Here is a 17,668-nt window from a genome sequence, read left to right on the forward strand (position 1 = left end):
CATTTGCTCCGGTAGCGCAGACTTGCAACCTGCGCCTTCTTCCGTCATTCCGGCGAACGCCGGAATCCAGTTCTCCGCGAAACGGCCTCAGTGTCTCGGACAGCATTCAATCGGTAGAGCTCTTGGATCGGATAGTGCACTGACTTGACCATTCCTGTCATTCCGAGCGCAGCGAGGAATCTAGAGTACTATGCACAAGAGATTGGATACCGAGATTCTCAAACTTCCCAATCACTTAGTACATTGCACGAGGCATGATGTCTGCGACAGACTCACTGGTAAGCCGCATATAAAGCGCATCGGGGCAAAGCTCGATGTCTTCTCTCCGAGCGACTCCACCAGCCGGCGTAACATGCAACGCCTCGAAGATCGAGCGGCTCGACCATTCCTTGAATACACCACGTCCGGCCAAGTCCGAAAGATCGATCTCACCGGCAGCCCCATCTGAGAAACGAATCCAAATACAGTACCTCTCGAGTGCCTTTACTGCAGTTGGCCTAACTAGCAACTTTGACGGAAGCATAACCCTGCTCCCAAGCTTATCAATGCTGAACAGCAGCTATTTCTTTTAGGGTCCTTTTATTGAATTCTCAATTCGAGAAACCTCAGCCCGGATTCTGTCCGCATGGCTGAAGAGATCGTCTAAGTCTGCCAAGCGAATTCGCTCCTCCGACCTGTTCTCGTCAAACAAAACGATTCTAAGGGTCGACGTTCTCAGGAGCAGTCTGCAAACGGTCTTTCGATTGTTGTCGTCAAGGAGCACACCACAATAGTACTTCGTAGATCGGAGCCCTAGGCGTCGAACATCAACCACATCACGCAAGACAGCCTTGATTAAATTGAGAGCATCTACTTCAAGCGAGGTGTATTCCGGTTCATCTACTGAATCGGAAGCGGGTGGGACTTCTTCCTCCTGTAGCTTTTGGTCTTCCTGCTCTCCCTGTTTCAAGGCAGACTTCAAGCGATCGCTAATTCGATCGTTTATGTATTGCCCAAACGCGTGTCGGACAAGAGGGCCAAATTGCTCTCGAATGGCCTGGGTTGCCAGACCTTCGTATACTCGCTTCACAACAAAGTAAACGAATTCATCGGACGGATTCTCAAGTTCACGGGAGATTAACCGCTTGATTTCTGTCGTATACTTCAGTTCCCTGGCAGCATCAATGATCTCATCTAAATTGAAGGCTGCTTTTGTGAATCGCTTTAGCTCCTCTACCTCCCCCTCGGTAAAGTCGAGCATATTGAACTCGAAGAAGGGCTTCTTGTCCATGACGTTGGGTTGGTCAAGGTCAGCGAAGAACCGATACACGACTCCATCAGTGAGAATGCCGAATCGGGCGTCAGTTACCGTGAAGTAGCGAATGAGTTGGGAAATCTCTGCTTCATCGAGGTTATTGCCGAATATCTTGCACTCAATTAGAATTGCGGGCTTGCCGTCTTGCATGAGGGCGTAGTCGACCTTTTCGCCCTTCTTCGAACCCACGTCTGCTGTGAATTCCGGTACAACCTCAGTTGGATCGAAGATTGAATAGCCCATCATCTGTAAGAACGGTAGAACGAGTGCGTTTTTGGTAGCCTCTTCGGTGTCAAGGTGATCGGTTCGCTCGGCAAACCTGCTTGAGCGTGTGCGTACTTCGTCGATGAAGTCCATGTATAGTGCGTCCTTGCTGATCGCCTCGTGATTTTTTGTACTTAACTTCGTTGTGACATAGAAGCAGAGAACCTCACGGACCCTTCTCTTCAAACTTCATAATAGTCAAACGCTTACAGAGGGTCAAAGCACTTTTGACGCTACTGCCCGGACAGCTCTTGGATGCGCCAGAGGATCCAGGAGAACCCCATCCATTGGGGCCTCAATCTAGTAGCAGGGACACTTCAAACAATCTCCACCACCGGTGGGGTGATGAAGTCGTGGTACCGCTCTTTCACTCCGGCTTCTTGGGTATTGCCGGTGTGCAGGTAGACGCGGAATGTGCAGCGCAGGCGCGCGCCTTCCGGCAGGACGTAGCTGCCGTCCACGCCGGGGTGACCCAGAAACTCCCGCCAGGCGAAGCAATTCGCGTGCATCAGGCCGTAGTTGCGCACGTGCCAGTAGGTAGGGTAGCGGAAGCTGGTCGGGTGGTCGAACACCGCCAGGCCCACTGTCGTGCCGTCCACCGGCCCCACGTAGTCCATCCACTGGGCGCGGAAGCCGAAGCACTCGTCCTCGCCCCTGCCGCCGTACGCGTTCTCGATCGCGCCGCCGGCGTCCGCGTCCATGCTGCTGGCAACCCGCACCGAGAGCATGGCGCCTTCCTTCGTATCGCCGAAGCGCACGGGGCCTTCCGTGGCGTGCAGGGTCACCGCGATGTCCATGATGCGCGCGTCCCGCGCGGGGGCATACACCACCACCTGCTTCTCTTCCGTCACCACCGGCTGCTCGTTGCGACTCACCCACCGGCTGCGCGAGCGAAACGCGCCGCACACCGGCCCGCTCACATAAGCGCTCCCCGCACCGAAAGCCGGGGCAAAGTCCGCGTGGCGCTGGTAGCCGTGGTCGTCCAGCTCGCTCCAGAGGTCCACGCCGTTCACGTCGCCGTGGGCCACGTGGATCGACTTGTGATGCGGGTGGTCGTGCTTCTCGCCCGGCGCGTCGGGCACCATCGGATAGCCCCGCGTCATGCCCGCGCCGGTGGGGCCGATCACGGGGTAGAGGAATTGCTTGTTATGCTGCGCGGCGTGGTGATAGGTGGTGAAGAGTTCGCCGCCCAGGTGCACGTCCAGGCCGTATGCACCGTTAGCAACGGTTACGCCCTCGTCATTCCCGCTTTCACGGGAATCCAGACTGTCCTTCCCGCTTTCCTCCAGCGTGAATGTTTCACTAGCGTGCGCAGCTAGCTCCGGCAGCAGCCAGACCAAGCGCACGCCGTCCGCCGTCTCCACCGCCTGCGCGGGCAGCGCCGCCTTGCTCTCAGCAGACACCACCACGTAGGCCCGCGCCGGATCAAGCCCCGCGCCGCTCACCCAAACCGGACAATGCCGCCGCGTGTGATTACCGGCGTGGACTATGTACCGCATGCGTGCCATCAAGCAATCTTCCTCTTGGTGGGGAATTTCGAACTACACTACTCAATTGAAGTGCTAGCAATGAACATAGGCGCTGGCGATAGCCTTGTCAACTGAAGCCGGCCCATGCTAACTCTCCTTGCCGCAAGAGCTATAACGATAGAAAGCGCCCGTTTGTTCATCGGCTCGTTGGACAGGAACTCTTGCCCAGCAAAAGTGCCTAAATTTGCGCTATTGACACGGGAATGTGCGAGATTCCGTGGTACAATACCGTATTGATAGCGATTGTGTTGGGAGCATGGTGACGAAAGGAGGTAATGCAGACAGCGCTTTCTGGGGAGCTGTGACGCCTTCGCGGCCGATTCTTGCTTTCGTCCCCACCTGGCAGAGTGGCGGCGCACTTCCGGTGTACGCAAACTATTGACCGAAGGAGGTCACATACGATGAAGGCACGAGCGAACGCGCTTACCCGTCGGCGCCTCTTCATTGGCGCTGGCGGCATGGCAAGTATGCTGGCCCTCGCCGCCTGCGGGGCGGTGCCGGCTACTACGACTGCACCTGCAGAGGAGCAAGCCGAGGCCAAGGCCGAAGAAAAAACGGAGATGATGGAGACGCCGGTCATCAACATCGATGAGTACTTCACCGAGACCGACGGCCGCCATGCGCCGTACCTGAACACGCTCAAGATGGCCGAAGAGGAGCTGAACGTCAAGTTCAACGTAATCCCCGGCGAGTACAGCGGCATCTGGGACCGCCGCAAGACCGCCTTTGCTGCCGGTGAGGCCGACGTGGACATCTCTATGAACCAGGTGAACTGGGTCTTCTTCGGCGGGTTCAACGGCATGTTCATTGACCACATCCCGTTGATGCAGCGCGATAATATCGACATTAGCCGCTACTACCCCGCGGATATCAAAGCCTGGAGTTGGGCTGGCAAGCTGTACGCCATCCCCACCCAGTCCGGCGGTGAGTTGGTGCTCTTCAACAAGCAGTACTTCGATGAAGCCGGTCTGAACTATCCGGGCGGCGACTGGACTTATGACGACATGATCGACATGTGCCAGAAGGTCCACAAACCCGATGACAACCGCTGGGCCGTGCGGGTCGGTCAGAACAGCCTCTTCTACATGGCCAGCACATTCATGCTGAACTTCGGCGGAGAGGAGTTGACCGAAGACGGCAACAGGGTGCTCTACGGCGAGGATCCCAAGTCGCATGCCGGTGCCCAGTTCAACGTGGACCTGCACCTGAAGCACCAGTTCACACCGCCGAGCGAGGTTGTCAGGGAGCTGCTGGCCGGCCGTTCCGGCATCGGCATTCTGGAGCTTGGCCATATCGCCATGGAATTCAACGGCGTGTTCCGCTACAACGCCTCCCAGCAGCACTTGGGCGAAAAGCTCAGCGTCACCCGGCCGCCGCGTGGCGAACGCGGCACGGCCACCGTGGTCGGCAACGCCCACTCCATCATGGGTCTCTCCAAAGTGCAGGACTCGGTCTGGGACTTGCTGAAGTGGCTCGGCTCAGACGAGGGCGCGACCGGTTCCGAATACTTCGGCTGGACGTCCTGGCCGTCCATCATCGAGCACGCTTCCCACCCCGGGTGGGCGTCACGCTTCGAAGGGACAAACGTGGATGACGCCATCGAGGCCTGGGCGGAGGAAGGCCACAACTTCCTGCGCCTGCCGGAGTTCAACGAGGCCTGGGGTCCGCTGCAGCAGCCGTGGTACAGCGCGCTCCGAGGCGAGATCACGGTGCCGGAGGGCCTGCGCGAGTCGGCACAGATTCTCCAAGAGATCATCGACCGACGGCCGGATGAGCACAGGGAGTAGCAACCCTTTAGGTGACGCTTGCACGTCACCGCAATGAGCAGCACCTCGTGAGGATTGGGTGACTCTGACGAGAGGTACTGCTCATCCACGGTGTTACCGTAGCCCACCAGGGCTACCGCAGCGTCACAGAGTCATAAGGACCCGCGCTGAAATCGGTCCGTAACGAGGGAGTAGTTCGCTCAACTGCTCCCTCGTTCTTTGCGCCGGAAGCTGGTCAACCGCTGCAAGCCTCCAATGAGAGCCCGCGCCGAACCCTGTACGGAGGTCTGCCGCAGGCACGCTTAGAATGCCAAGAGACGGAGCGGCGCAAGACATGCCAAGAGCCGGTGTCCTGTTACGGACACCGGCTCTTTTTCATTGTCTCGCGAGGCTGTGCGGATCCCGTGACCGTTAGCGTGAGGCTGTCATGCCCTCGCGCCGCCGGTCACTGCGGCAAGTCGGTTGTGCCCGACGCCCGTGCAGCCACTGCGCGCTACTTAGAGTGACAAGACGGATAGTTCGGATCGGCCACTCCGCCGCTCGCCGGCAACGGCGTTCCGATCAGGGCGCGGGCGCGGCTGAAGAAATCGGCGTCCGCCGCGGTCACGTCGCACCAGAAGAAGCCCTCAGACTGGAACGTGGGAATATCGGGGATCCAACGCCAGGCGCCGTCCCGGTACACGTGGATCCTGCCATCGCCGCCGGCGTCGAAGCGGCGCACCAGTTGGTTCTCCACCGGACGCGATTCATCCAGCTTGATGGCGCTCAAGATTCTCACCGGCACCGTGAAGGGCGGATGATTGACAACAGCCCACGGCACGTCATACCGCTCGGGGCTTTCGGGGGAGATCCAAATGCGGACCACCTCGTGGTCGGACTCGCGCCGCACCACGGCGTAGGTCTGGCCGCCCCGGTAAATGTCGTTGTCGCGGATGTAGCCCGTCCGCGTGAAGTGCCTGGTGCCGTTGGGAAGCAGCCAACCGAGGTTCAGGTTGAAGTCCGCCCCGCCATCACGCCGATCAAGGCGGATGAGGTAGCGAGACAACTCCGTAACCGTTACCGCACTCGTTCTCCCGATAACCCTGGGAGCAGGCGTCGGCCTTATCGTCGGCGTCGACGTAGCCGTTGGCGTTGCCGCCTCGCCTAGCACCCACGTATTCTCGAAGACTTCCTCAAAGTCTGAGTCAAGATCAGGAGGACTGCCATCATCATATCTCAAGTGAGAATCTTCGATTTCGAACTCATAGCTAAACTCGATCGTGGCGGCGTCCACGTCTTTCTGGGTCAACGTGTAGGTCTGCGTACTCTCCAGTCCCGTAGACTCGGTCCTGAGGGGCCGAACGAAGAACGACTTAGCAGTGACCTGACCGCCAATCTTGTCGCCATTCTCGTCGTACAACTGCTTGCGGATGCGCAAGTTCCTGGTTGATCTCAGCGCGTACTTGCCGGTGGTCATCGTCATCCTAAACGTGACCTTCTCGCCTTTGGCGATCCTCCTCGGTGGCTCCATCGTGACGGTCAAGGCTATTTCCGAAGAGTCATCAGAATCGTCTTCAGCCGTTCTCGTCACCGTCACAAATTCCCTATTGCTCCGGATGGTGACTGATGAGTGCGGATTGTCGCCAGAGTGTGTCGGGGCAAATGATATTCTGAATTGAATGGGAGCGATCCGCCGCTCGGCGGGTCCCAGATCGCCAGACCGAACGGTATACTTGACCTCTTCATTGATTGCGGGTGTATTCCGATCGATACTCCCGGTGGCGCACAACTGCTTATTGATAATGCCACCAGCTGTCACACTCGTCAATGTGACAGGGCAGGGAATCTCATGCTCGCCTGTCACTTCCAAGATGACATTGAACGTCAACACCGTCCCAACTCTCATCGTTGTCTTATCGTCCGTACGGGTGATCGATAAACTGACACCATAGTCATCGTCATCCTCGGGAGTAGAGTGCGCGGACACCGTCAGGAGCGAAGCGCCCAGCAGAATAAGCGCCAACAAGACGCTCAACAAACGAGACACAGGTCTCACAGTTTCCTATCCTTTCACTAGAACGTCTGCTTCCTTAGAGCAGAACCGTTGCCAATTGCGAAGCAGAAGAGAGATCGAAAGAGACACCCGATACCGGGCAATTGGTACGCGTTGGCGAATAGGCTCCCTTCTTGATGGCTATTCCGCGCGGAAGCGGAATCGTGCGGGTATGTCACAGTCTCCGGAAGATAGACTAGTAAGGAGATCGTTGCTGACCTGGTCGGTAGCGCCAGGAGCACGGTACGCTAATGCAGAACACATCTCTCTGAACTTCATGCGCACCTACAGCGTCCACCTCCGCACCGCAGTGTGCGGCAGGGCGGGCGTACGCTTTACGGACTTACTTAAAAGTGTAGCAGAGTGGCTTGTTTGCTGCAAGAGGTACACACGGCGAAAGAAATGACGGATATGTAACCTCGGTCTTGTGGTACCCTCTCACTATCGCCGCGTTGTACGGCTATTCTACTGCGCAATGGCATCCCCCTCACCCCCATATCCAGTACGGGCAAGCTCTATCCCTCTCTCCAAGGAGAGTTTTGCATTACCCTTGCCGCGGCGAGGAAGTCCCCTCTCCCTGGACGGAGACCCTTGCATAGCCCTTCACCTTTGAGGGGGAAGGTTGGGATGGGGGTAAAATGACTTGACATCATGCTATCTAAAATTATGAAGGCGCTCTGGATTCCGGCTTGCGCCGGAATGACGGAGTTACGCAAAGGTCTCCGGTGGGAGAGGGTTGGGGTGAGGGGGAGAACGAAGATGTGCAAAGGCAAATGCAGTGGGTACGCCTAGGCACATGGAATGGAGGCGAGAGTTCTGCTCACCGCGTTCGATGAGGACGCGATCCAAAGAGGACGCGCTCATACGAGCAGGCGCTCCGCTGAGGAGGCGCACCAAACTGGACGCCATGCAAAAGGACGCGCTCCGCTGAGCACGTCCAATTAAATATACAAGAGCCGGTGTCCTGCCACAGACACCGGCTCTTGCCGTAGCATAAGGAGACTGTACAGACCCCCCGGGTCCGCTAGCGTGCGGTCATCACGCTTCTGCTGTCCCGGATACTGATAACACTAAGTGTAACCTGCCTATACAGCTTCAATGCACTTTTACTCCTAGCGGCAACTCGGATAGCCCGGCGTGGGTGATCCGCCAGCGCTCGGCAACATCGGCGCATTCATCACGTAGGTCTCGAACCTCTCGTCTGCCGACGTCACGTCACACCAGTAGTAGCTGCGCGCCTCAAACGTGGGAATATCGGGAATATGCCACCACTCGCCGGCCAAGTTGACGTAGATATGCATGCCAACCTTCACCAGTTGGTTCTCGGACGGATGCATGCCGTCCAACGGAATGGCGTTTACCGCTTCCGCCGAGAAGGTGTAGCTGGTGTTGACACTCGCCCAGTCAATCTGGCTCACGAGCGGACTAGCCGAGGAAATCCACTTGCGCACGACCATGCCGTCCGTGCGCTGCACCACGGCGTAGGTCTGACCCAGGTCACTGTCGCGGACGTAGCCGTTCGGATGGGGATCGATAACGCCCATGGCGGTGAGGGCGCCAACACCCACACTCGTCTCTGAGCCGTCAGCAAACGTGATGTGGATGATGTTGCCATCGCCCTGCATAACCTTCGCCGCGTCATTCATGCCAATGTACGGCTCTGGCGTGGCTTCCGCCTCAGGCGCTGCCATCTCCACCGTAATGATGGTGCCTTCCAACTTCACGCTGTCGTAACTCGCCTCACCATCAGCGTTAACAGAACCATGGTCACCACTCGAATCGAGGTCTATTCGAACCGCATTGTCACCTGTTAGCAGGGCTATTGGGCTACTTGCGGTTTCCGTCAGAGCAGGAAGAGCACTGCTGGTGTCAGTACCGGCTTTTAAGACCTCGCTCTCGGTGATGACGTGACTATAGGAGAACTCAAGCTTCCCGCCGTCCTCGATCTCATCAACCTCCGACTGCAGCAGCTTGTACGTCTTCGGCGTTGACACTAGCGAAGCGCTCTCCGAGTTGCTGTCAAGCTCCGGAATGGCAAACGACCCTACCGAAACCAGGTTGCCCTTCTTGTCACCATCAGCCTCATACAACTGCTTCTTGATGACTAGGGTCTTCGCTACGACTTTATAGTCGCCCGTGGTTGCCGTCAGCTTGAAGGTGACCTCTTTGCCCCTGGCGATCTCGTCAGGCACCGTCGAAGCGCTGAAGTCCAACTCCATTTGCGTCGCGCCGCCTTCAGCAGCCGGCCGCTTCATCACTTCAACTTCAACAGAACCCGTAGCTGTCTGAGGAGTTGCATGCTCACTGTCACCCGTGCCCTCGACATTGAACGTGAACGTCCACGTCAGGGTAGCGGTACGACTAGCGGCGCTACCCAGGTCTTCGGCACCACGAACCTTATACTTAACCTTCTCAAAGGCGATGTACGATACGGTGCTGCTGAGGTCAACATCGCCCTTATCACGGTTACCGGTAGCAGCGTCAGCATCAGCAAGAGCTTTGTCATAGTCAGGGCCATACAAGTTACCGCCGTCAGTAGTAGTAGTACCGCCGATCGTATGGTCGATGAGCAACTCGACGATGACCGTGAACTCCAGCTCATCACCGGGATACACCGGGTCTTTATCGTCAGTACGCTCGACCGTGACCCTAACGATATCCTTGCCAACATTGCCTGTAGCTTCGTGGGCTGCCACCGTCAGGAACGACAGGCCCATCAAAATGAGCGCTAGGAATACGCTCAACAAACGAGACAATTGTCTCACAGTCCTTTCCTTTCACTAGAACGTCTGCTTCGGTGAAGCAGACCTAGAAATCTCGAATTAACACCCAACCTTACCGGGCTATTCCGGCGCGTGCATGAAGATACACTCCCTTCTTGAATTGCTATCCCGCGCTGAGGGGGAATCGTGGGTGTACGTCACACTCCCCAGGGTGGCAGACCAGGGTGGTCATTGCTGACCCGACCGTTGACGCCAATAGCACGGTATGTTGATACGAGACAATACGTGCTGACATTTCTGTGCGCTCACGGCGTCATTTATCGTGAGCGTGCACTCGTCAGCTCGCCCTGTAGTGTAACAGACCACCCCAGGCGATGCAAGAGGTAATCTTGAAAAAAACAGCAAAACGCCCGGGCCGCAAAATAGGGTGACTCGCTCCGACCCGACCGGGGACGCTGTTCGCACGGTACACTTGAAGGGACAAAGCCAATGGACTTTCTCCTGCCCACGAAGGCTACGCAACTATAAGTTGCGCCCGCATCTATAAGATACGCCTGCAACATGGGTGTGCGCTTGTCAGCGCTTACTAGCGTAGCAAAGAGCCAAGACCAGTGCAAGCACAACTCATTGCCAACATTGGGATAGTGCTGCATCAACGCCTGGCGCGGGGATCGCGCCCGCATCCGCCCGGACTTTTTACGGAGACCCCGCGACCGGGGGACGGGACAGGCACTACCTATCTCTACCCTTCAACAGCGTATCTCTGCCATGCAATCGCAGGCCGGAGCGGGACACATTTCTCTTCAACACATCTCAGCCCCTCCCGCAGGGACGACTTACGCAATTGTCCCTCTTTAAAGGAAGCGACCGGGCGCCACGCCTCCGCGGCGCGCCCTTCGCAGGCGGCGGGAGAGAGCAGCCGCGCGGTTGCCAGCCACCAAAACCGGGCGCGCAATGATACAATCATCCATATCAATCGTGAGCATGTTGGCGCGGCGACGATCCGGCTACATTAAAGAAGAGGAGTGGGTGTGATGGAACGACTGGCCCTGCACGGCGGAACACCGGTGCGCGACGGTACGAAGCGTTGGCCCAAGTGGCCGCAGTTCGACGAGACGGAACTGCGCAACGTGCGCGCGGTCTTCGAGAGCAACCTCTGGGGCGGCACGTCGCACGGTCCCATGAAGATGGCGGCGCAGGAGCAATTTGCCGCCTACCATGACGCGAAGTTCGGCATTGGGCTCATCAGTTGTACCGCCGGCCTGGAAATCGGGCTGAAGGCGTTCGGCGTTGGCGCGGGCGATGAGGTGATCGTGCCGGCGTTTACGTTCATTGCCACGGCGTTTGCGCCCATGTACCTGGGGGCGACGCCGGTGATGGCGGACATTCACCCGGGTTCGCTCTGCCTCGACCCCGACCGCACGGAGGAGGCGATCACGCCGCGCACCCGCGCTATCAGCCCGGTGCACTACGGCGGCTATCCGGCGGATATGGAGCGGTTTGCGGAGATCGCGCGCAAGCACGACCTGGCAATTATCGTGGACGCCGCCCACGCCCACGGCGCGGAGTGGAAGGGCACGAAACTCGGCGGCATGGGCGACGCCAGTTCCTACAGCCTGGGCGGCGGCAAGAATATGAGCACCGGCGAGGGCGGCATGCTGACCACGGACAACGAGGAGCTTGCCGAGCGCTGGCTGTATACGCTCTCCAGCTTTGGCCGCGCCAAGGGCGAGCCGGGCTACGTGCACTACGAGCTGGGCGGCCATTACCCGATGAACGAGTTTCTGGCGGCGATCCTGCTGGGACAGATGGAGCGGTTCGACGAGCAGACGAAGAAGCGGAACCGCAACGCGCGGTATCTCAACAGCCTGCTGGCGCAGATTGACGGCATCGAGCCGCCGCCGATCCCGCCGGAGGTGACCCAGCACGGCATGCACATCTACACGTTCCGCCTCAAGCCGGAAGAGTTCGGCACGGACAAGCGGACATTCCTGGACGCCGCGCACGCGGAAGGCGTGCCGGTCTCCGGCGGGCACCCACGGCCGATCTACGACAATCCGATGCTCGACCTGGAAACGGGCGACATTGCGGGCGGCACGGGCAAATTCCGCGTCATGGACTGTCCGGAGTCCGAGCTGCTTACGCGGGAAGAAGGCATCGCTATGGGCCACGTGACGCTGCTGGCGGATGAGTCCGATATGGACGACATCGCCGAGGGCATCGCCAAGGTGCGGCGCAACGTGGACCAATTGCAACGAGTCGCGGTGTAGGATTTCTCATGGCGTTCGTTGGCGTGGCGCGAGTTGGACAAAGGCGCGCCGGCGTAGCGAGGGCGCGGTGGCTTTTTCTAAGGGTGAGACTGTTGAGTGCCTCACCAGTCAGCCTTGGCGCCCGGCTGATGGCTAGGCAAGGGTGCGGGGCTTTCCTTTTAATGGGGTCACCGACCGGTGTCCTGCCCGGTAGCGCAGGTTTGCAACCTGCGTCCTCCTGCTGGAACGCAGTCTTTGTGGTTGCAAGTCTCTTCTTATTGCCGCAACGCTGCACTTCCCCCTCACCCCGGCCCTCTCCCCCAGGAGAGGGGGTCTTCTCGCTTCAATGACCCCTAATATTGTCCGTTGTCAAGACTTCACAAAGTAGATTCGGTCTGTTTGTGCTGGGCTTCCGATAGTTTCACCCTCACCCTAGCTCTCTCCCGTCGAGGGAGAGGGAACACTCTCGCTTCCGCTAAGGTTATGCAAGGGTCTCCCCAGGGAGAGGGAGCAATGCACGCCTCTTGAGGAGATACGCGTTCGCTATGAGTGAAGGCACTGCCAAGCGTTCCCTTGTGCTTTTGGTGCGACAGCATTGGGGCTTGTCCCCCGCTCTTCATACTTTCCCCACACTTCCAACCTGACCGACTCCACCACGGCATGTCTTGCGGCCCACTCGCTGCGCGGGAACGGTAGATTGCTTGGACAGAGACAGACTCCCGGTTTCGATGGGCAATCTGTTATCCAAAGGGTCTGTCGCTGGCGGCGTCCAGCGCAATACTCCGCCGGCAACATGAGACCCCCTTTCATTCCCGAACAGAACCTTCGGCAAACTCTGCCAAGAGATCGGTCTCGGACAGTGTGGACGAATTCACGCCCTCACTGCAGCCCTCGCTTGCCAACCCTTGCTCGTTCCGGGGGCAGAGTGAGCACACCTAAAGTGTGAGCACACCTAAAGTGTGAGCACACCTAAAGTGTGAGCACACCTAGAGTGTGAGCACACCTAGAGTGTGAGCACACCTAGAGTGTGAGCACACCTAGAGTGTGAGCACACCTAGAGTGTGAGCACACCTAGAGTGTGAGCACACTTACAACGTGTGCACGTTTACAACTTGAGCACCTCGACAACGTGTGCATGCCTGCCGAGCCGGTGTGGAACCGAGCGCGCAGGCGCGCTACGGGTGGTAGAATGAAATTAAGGCAACCCACTAGTTGAAAGCGAGCGTCATAGCCAAATGCGTGTATGGAGGCGGTGGAGGATAGCACTAGCCGGTGTCTTGCTTACGCTGGCTCTCGGCGCTTGTGCGCCAAGTATTCCGTTCTTTTCCGGCGATGATGTCGGTGTTGATGAACTCTTGGCGCAAGGACAGGAAGCTCTGCAAAAGGGCGACCTGGAATCAGCTATGGATATTTACAATGAGGCCGTTGATAAGTATCCCAATGAATCCCACCCGTATCATCAGCGCGCACTTGTACACGCGCAGTTGGGAGACATCGCCAGCGCGCTGCGGGACATGGATCGCTCGATTGAACGCGATCCCAACGACGCCAGCCACATCTTCTTCCGGGCCGGCATCTACCTCAACATAGGGAACCTGCAAGGGGCGCTAGATGACTTAACGCGGCTTATTGAACTCGATCCGGGTTTTGTTGAGGCCTATTTAGCACGGGCTTCAATCTACTATGCGCAGAACCGCATGGACGAGGCTTTGGCAGACGTGGGCATGGCCATAGAACTTCGTCCCAACGAAGCGGAACTCTACTTCCGTCGCGCCAGTTTCCTTTTGACGCGAAACGACTACCAAGGCGCTGTTGACGACCTTTCCAAAGCAGTGGAAGTCAACCCCGATTATGCTGAGGCGTATTACCTGCGGGGTCTGGTGGAGCAGGTGGAGGGCAACTTGGAAGCCGCGCTCGCCGACCTGAGCAAGGCCGTGGAATTGGCGCCGGAACAGCCGCAGCCGTACGTGGCCCGCGCGGGCATCTTACAAGAATTGGAACGCTACGACGATGCTCTGGTAGACCTGCAGCAAGCGGTAAACATAACCCCGCAAAGTCCGGAGCCCTATGCTGCCCGCGCTGAGGTCTATCGAGCCATGGGCCAGCTTGCGCGCGCGCTCGATGACGCGAATCGGGCTATTGACCTAGGCGAAGGCGACCCGCGGTATCTCTTGACCCGCGCGGCAGTTCTCGCCGCTCAGGACAATACCACCCAGGCCCTGCGTGACTTGGACACTGCGGTGGAGGCGGACCCAGGCTTGGCGCAGGCGTTCTTGCAACGCGGCGAGATCTACGAAAACCTGGGCGAAACAGAAAAGGCGATAGAAGACTACACCCGGGTGCTCTCCATTCCCGCTTCGGACCAGATGCTCGAGCAGGCCCGCGCGGCGCTGGAACGATTGCGCAGTTAGGCGGATACGGGCTCTCGCTTCTTCTGCATCTGACGCGCTTCGGTTGAGCGCGTAACTCGAAGAGGATCGCACGCTGCGGCGAGCGTGCGATCCTCTTCGGACATCATTGGGCTTTCCACTCCGGACCAATTCGGTCCCAAATCCCTCGTTGAGACCATTGGAGTGCTCCGTCAAGCACGCCAGCATAGGCTGGATGCGGCGAATGTGCTCCCTCACACCGGCTCCTTCCCCAGGAGACCTTCGCATAGCCCTACTTTCAAGCAAGGGCACTCCCTCTCCTGTGGAGACCTTTGCATTACCCTCGCCACAGCGCAGATGTCCCCTCTCCCTCGACGGGAGAGGGCTAGGGTGAGGGTGAATCTCCTGAATTCTCTCCATAGCATACCGATATTTGCTCGGCTACCTCTTGACACTGCACCAGCGCAAGGGGCCACTGCAACATAAAGATCCCCTCACCCCGACCCTCTCCCCGGGGAGAGGGAGGTTTTCTCGCCGACAGGTGAGTTACGCAAAGGTCTCCCCAGGGAGAGGGAGAATCACCTGTGCGTTAAGGGACGCTCCGCCGGGAAGAGCGAGCGCCGGCCGCACTCGATCCGTGGAATTCCTTGAGGGAGGGGGTAATGTTCGCGCCTCTGGTACGAGTTACCAGGGCGTCTCCCATGGGAGGAAAGCGCTTCAGCTTGGATTCGGCCGTTTGCGATTCAACCGGCAATTCCGGCCGCCCTCACGGCAACAAGGTGCAGGGGAAATAGGCCCAAGCCTCACTTCGCTGCGGCACACGAGCCGGCGGAAGCTACCGCCAGCCACACAAGCGGTGTCTTAGGTACACTGCCAGGCCGGATCGATATTCACCACGCCGATAATCCAATTTTGCAACACCCAGGCGTCGCCTTGGCGCGCAAACGTATAGCTCTGGCCGGGGTAGTTCACGACTTCGCGCGACGTCTGTTCATCATCGCTCGCCGTGCAGCTCAGCACAGCGTCGTAGGTCCACACCTCTTGGGTCTCCACGACCACTTCACTTTCATCATCGGAAACGCTCTGCAGGGCGCAGGTACTCACCACAGGCACAATCGTCGTTATACGGACAACGCTATAGGTATCGGTGCTCTTTGCGAGCAGTGACTCGGCTGACGATTGGGCACGCGCGGCCATGGCGCCCCATGTGGCGCTGAGTTGCGACGCATTGATCTCGCCCCGCATGAGGGCAGACTGGCTATTGTTTGCCGCGGCAATCGCGGCGCGGAGTTCAGTCGTGCAGGGATCGCCGGCAGCGAGAGCCGGCAGCGGCGTAACTTCCGCGACCGCCGTCGGCGCCGGCGGCGGGGTAGGAATAGGAGCCGGTGTCGCCAGACTCGGAAGGGGGGTTACTAAGGGCGTTGGCGACGGCGGCACTTCTGTCGCCTGCGGCATTGGCGAGGCCTCCACCACTTCTTCGGTACCGGGATCAGTAAGCCGCAATGCCACGATCGTCCCTGCAACGACAAGCAGGACAACCACCAGAATGATGAGCATTCGAACCACCCACGACCAACTCATATTCACACTCCTATACGCTACTGCTTGGCTTCATACTACCCTTAATCCGCGCACAATGCACGTCAAGGACACCGACACTATGAGAGCAAGGTGCTATAATGAAGGTGATTGCGGAAGTGGGCAAGGCTCACTCGGAAGTGGGAATATCCCACTTTTCTTAATTCCTGGCGGTTGCCTCAGGAGGTTGCCGGCAGGACTGGGAAGGTATCGCGCATGAAGAGCGACTTTGTATCTGCAATTGCGCAGATTGCCAGTGAAAAAGGCTTAGACCAAGAAGACGTCATCGGCGCGCTAGAGACTGCGATCCTTTCTGCATATCGGAAAGTTAGCGGCGACCCGGTGCCGAATGCCGTTGCGTACTTTGACGCGCAATCCGGCGAATCGAAGATTTATGTACCCAAGCTCGTCGTGGAAGACGTAGCGGACCCGGAAGCCGAGATCAGCCTCGCGGACGCGCAAACTATTGACTCTGAGGCGGAACTCGGCGACGAAATCGAGGTGGAGATTACGCCACCGAACGTGGGCCGCATTGCCGCGCAAGCAGCGCGGCAAGTACTGCTACAGTCTTTGCGCGAGAAGGAACGAGACCACGTTTACGACGACTTCATCGACCGCGTGGGGGAAGTCGTGAGCGGTCGGGTGCAGCGGGTTGACAGCCGTGGCGTGGTGCTGGACTTCGGCCGCGCGGAAGCGCTGATGTCATCCGCAGACATGGTACCTGGCGAGCGCGATCGCTACCGCTTGGGCCAACGGCTACGCGCGTACATCGCGGAAGTGCGGAAAGATCTGAAGGGACCCGTGGTTCGCGTCTCGCGCGCCCATAAGGACTTCATCCGACGCCTTATCGAACAGGAAGTCCCCGAAGTGCAGACGGGAACGGTGGAAATCAAGGAAGTTGCCCGGGATCCGGGCTCGCGCACCAAGGTCGCCGTGGCAGCGAACCAAGAGGGCCTGGACCCGGTGGGTTCCTGCGTCGGGATGCGAGGAACCCGCATTCAAAATGTGCTCCGGGAACTCGGCAATGAAAAAGTGGAGATTATCGAGTGGAGCGGGGATACTGCCACGTTCATTAAGAATGCGCTTTCTCCGGCGGAGGTCCAACGAGTGGAACTCATCGAGGTTGACGAGCAGCAGGTAGCATCCGTGCTCGTTAGCGCCGATATGGTGTCGCTGGCTATCGGCCGCGAAGGCCAAAACACGCGACTCGCCAACCGCCTCACCGGATGGAAGATTAACATTCGTTCACTGGAGGATGAGCAAGGCGCCACTGATGCATCGCCCGAAATTTCGGCGGAAGCCTCAGCCGAGGCCGAGGCCGAAGCAGCGCCAGAGCAAGCAGCTCCAGATGAGCAGCCTGCGGCAGAGTCTTTGGCAGCAGAGGAGACCACAAGCAGTGCCTAACCGGCGCTGCGGCAGAGAATCGATGCAGACTCGCCCTGCGCTGCAACCACTGGCTGCCATATAGCGGCGGTCCATCTGCCCGAATTCGCAAGGGAGAAGGGAGCCTCGGAGGGAGGGTGTGGTGAATTCAACGGCCACGCCACAGGAAAAGCACATACCGCAGCGCACGTGTCTGGGTTGCCGGGCGATAAAGCCAAAACAATCTTTGATCCGCATAGTGCGCACGGCAGAAGGGGGCGCACTAGTCGATACCACGGGGAAGGCACGTGGACGCGGCGCCTATTTATGTCCCACTGCGGCTTGTGCAAAAAAGGCGCTCAGAGCGAATATCCTGAATCGAGCGTTGAGAGTCACCTTAGATAATGCGGCGCTTGCAGAATTGCGGGCTTCGGTCGAGCAGATTTCCGAGACGGCCTGCACGTCCGCGCATGCGCCTTAAGCCGGTCTTCCTCCCCAGGCC

At 58.5% G+C, this 17,668-nt stretch carries 11 protein-coding genes; 5 read left to right on the forward strand and 6 right to left on the reverse strand.

Annotated elements, in window-relative coordinates:
• Nucleotides 1–235: 235 nt before the first annotated feature.
• The 3 genes from OXE05_12095 to OXE05_12105 all read right to left on the reverse strand — a co-directional run bounded on the left by OXE05_12095 (nucleotide 236) and on the right by OXE05_12105 (nucleotide 3,066).
• A complete protein-coding gene (locus OXE05_12095) occupies nucleotides 236–523 on the reverse strand; it encodes a DUF2442 domain-containing protein (protein ID MCY4438059.1) in 288 nt (95 codons plus the stop codon).
• Between the two features lie 45 nt (nucleotides 524–568).
• Entirely contained in the window at nucleotides 569–1,651 is a 1,083-nt protein-coding gene (locus OXE05_12100) for a type I restriction endonuclease (protein ID MCY4438060.1), read from the reverse strand.
• 224 nt (nucleotides 1,652–1,875) lie between these two features.
• Complete coding sequence (locus OXE05_12105; protein MCY4438061.1) at nucleotides 1,876–3,066, reverse strand: PmoA family protein; 1,191 nt, start codon at nucleotides 3,064–3,066, stop codon at nucleotides 1,876–1,878.
• 422 nt (nucleotides 3,067–3,488) lie between these two features.
• Here OXE05_12105 and OXE05_12110 point away from each other — a divergent pair, with 422 nt between their 5' ends.
• Nucleotides 3,489–4,874, forward strand: a complete 1,386-nt coding sequence (locus OXE05_12110; protein ID MCY4438062.1) for an extracellular solute-binding protein — start codon at nucleotides 3,489–3,491, stop codon at nucleotides 4,872–4,874.
• Nucleotides 4,875–5,346: 472 nt separating this feature from the next.
• Here the strand turns inward: OXE05_12110 and OXE05_12115 are convergent, their stop codons facing one another.
• Both OXE05_12115 and OXE05_12120 read right to left on the reverse strand, forming a co-directional pair.
• Nucleotides 5,347–6,888 (reverse strand): hypothetical protein, encoded by a 1,542-nt coding sequence (locus tag OXE05_12115; protein ID MCY4438063.1) that lies wholly within the window; start codon nucleotides 6,886–6,888, stop codon nucleotides 5,347–5,349.
• Nucleotides 6,889–7,997: 1,109 nt separating this feature from the next.
• Nucleotides 7,998–9,650, reverse strand: coding sequence for a hypothetical protein (locus tag OXE05_12120; GenBank protein ID MCY4438064.1), 1,653 nt, complete (start codon nucleotides 9,648–9,650; stop codon nucleotides 7,998–8,000).
• A 992-nt stretch (nucleotides 9,651–10,642) separates the two neighbouring features.
• Between OXE05_12120 and OXE05_12125 the strand changes: the two genes are divergently transcribed.
• The gene (locus tag OXE05_12125) at nucleotides 10,643–11,878 is read left to right on the forward strand and encodes a DegT/DnrJ/EryC1/StrS family aminotransferase (GenBank protein MCY4438065.1); all 1,236 of its coding nucleotides are present in this window, start codon (nucleotides 10,643–10,645) and stop codon (nucleotides 11,876–11,878) included.
• A 1,214-nt stretch (nucleotides 11,879–13,092) separates the two neighbouring features.
• A complete protein-coding gene (locus OXE05_12130) occupies nucleotides 13,093–14,268 on the forward strand; it encodes a tetratricopeptide repeat protein (GenBank protein ID MCY4438066.1) in 1,176 nt (391 codons plus the stop codon).
• Between the two features lie 819 nt (nucleotides 14,269–15,087).
• Here the strand turns inward: OXE05_12130 and OXE05_12135 are convergent.
• Nucleotides 15,088–15,807, reverse strand: coding sequence for a hypothetical protein (locus OXE05_12135; GenBank protein ID MCY4438067.1), 720 nt, complete (start codon nucleotides 15,805–15,807; stop codon nucleotides 15,088–15,090).
• A 213-nt stretch (nucleotides 15,808–16,020) separates the two neighbouring features.
• Here OXE05_12135 and nusA point away from each other — a divergent pair, with 213 nt between their 5' ends.
• Both nusA and OXE05_12145 read left to right on the forward strand, forming a co-directional pair.
• Complete coding sequence (gene nusA / locus OXE05_12140; GenBank protein ID MCY4438068.1) at nucleotides 16,021–17,208, forward strand: transcription termination factor NusA; 1,188 nt, start codon at nucleotides 16,021–16,023, stop codon at nucleotides 17,206–17,208.
• 154 nt (nucleotides 17,209–17,362) lie between these two features.
• A complete protein-coding gene (locus OXE05_12145) occupies nucleotides 17,363–17,647 on the forward strand; it encodes a YlxR family protein (GenBank protein ID MCY4438069.1) in 285 nt (94 codons plus the stop codon).
• Nucleotides 17,648–17,668: the final 21 nt, after the last annotated feature.

The organism is Chloroflexota bacterium (genome assembly GCA_026710945.1).
GTDB lineage: Bacteria > Chloroflexota > UBA11872 > VXOZ01 > VXOZ01 > VXOZ01.

Bases quoted from the DNA above. Each gene is read 5' to 3' on its own strand.
- OXE05_12135 (MCY4438067.1), bottom strand. From the start codon at position 15,807: ATGAGTTGGTCGTGGGTGGTTCGAATGCTCATCATTCTGGTGGTTGTC.
- OXE05_12100 (MCY4438060.1), bottom strand. From the start codon at position 1,651: ATGGACTTCATCGACGAAGTACGCACACGCTCAAGCAGGTTTGCCGAG.
- OXE05_12130 (MCY4438066.1), top strand. From the start codon at position 13,093: ATGCGTGTATGGAGGCGGTGGAGGATAGCACTAGCCGGTGTCTTGCTT.
- OXE05_12095 (MCY4438059.1), bottom strand. From the start codon at position 523: ATGCTTCCGTCAAAGTTGCTAGTTAGGCCAACTGCAGTAAAGGCACTC.
- OXE05_12125 (MCY4438065.1), top strand. From the start codon at position 10,643: ATGGAACGACTGGCCCTGCACGGCGGAACACCGGTGCGCGACGGTACG.
- nusA (MCY4438068.1), top strand. From the start codon at position 16,021: ATGAAGAGCGACTTTGTATCTGCAATTGCGCAGATTGCCAGTGAAAAA.
- OXE05_12105 (MCY4438061.1), bottom strand. From the start codon at position 3,066: ATGGCACGCATGCGGTACATAGTCCACGCCGGTAATCACACGCGGCGG.
- OXE05_12110 (MCY4438062.1), top strand. From the start codon at position 3,489: ATGAAGGCACGAGCGAACGCGCTTACCCGTCGGCGCCTCTTCATTGGC.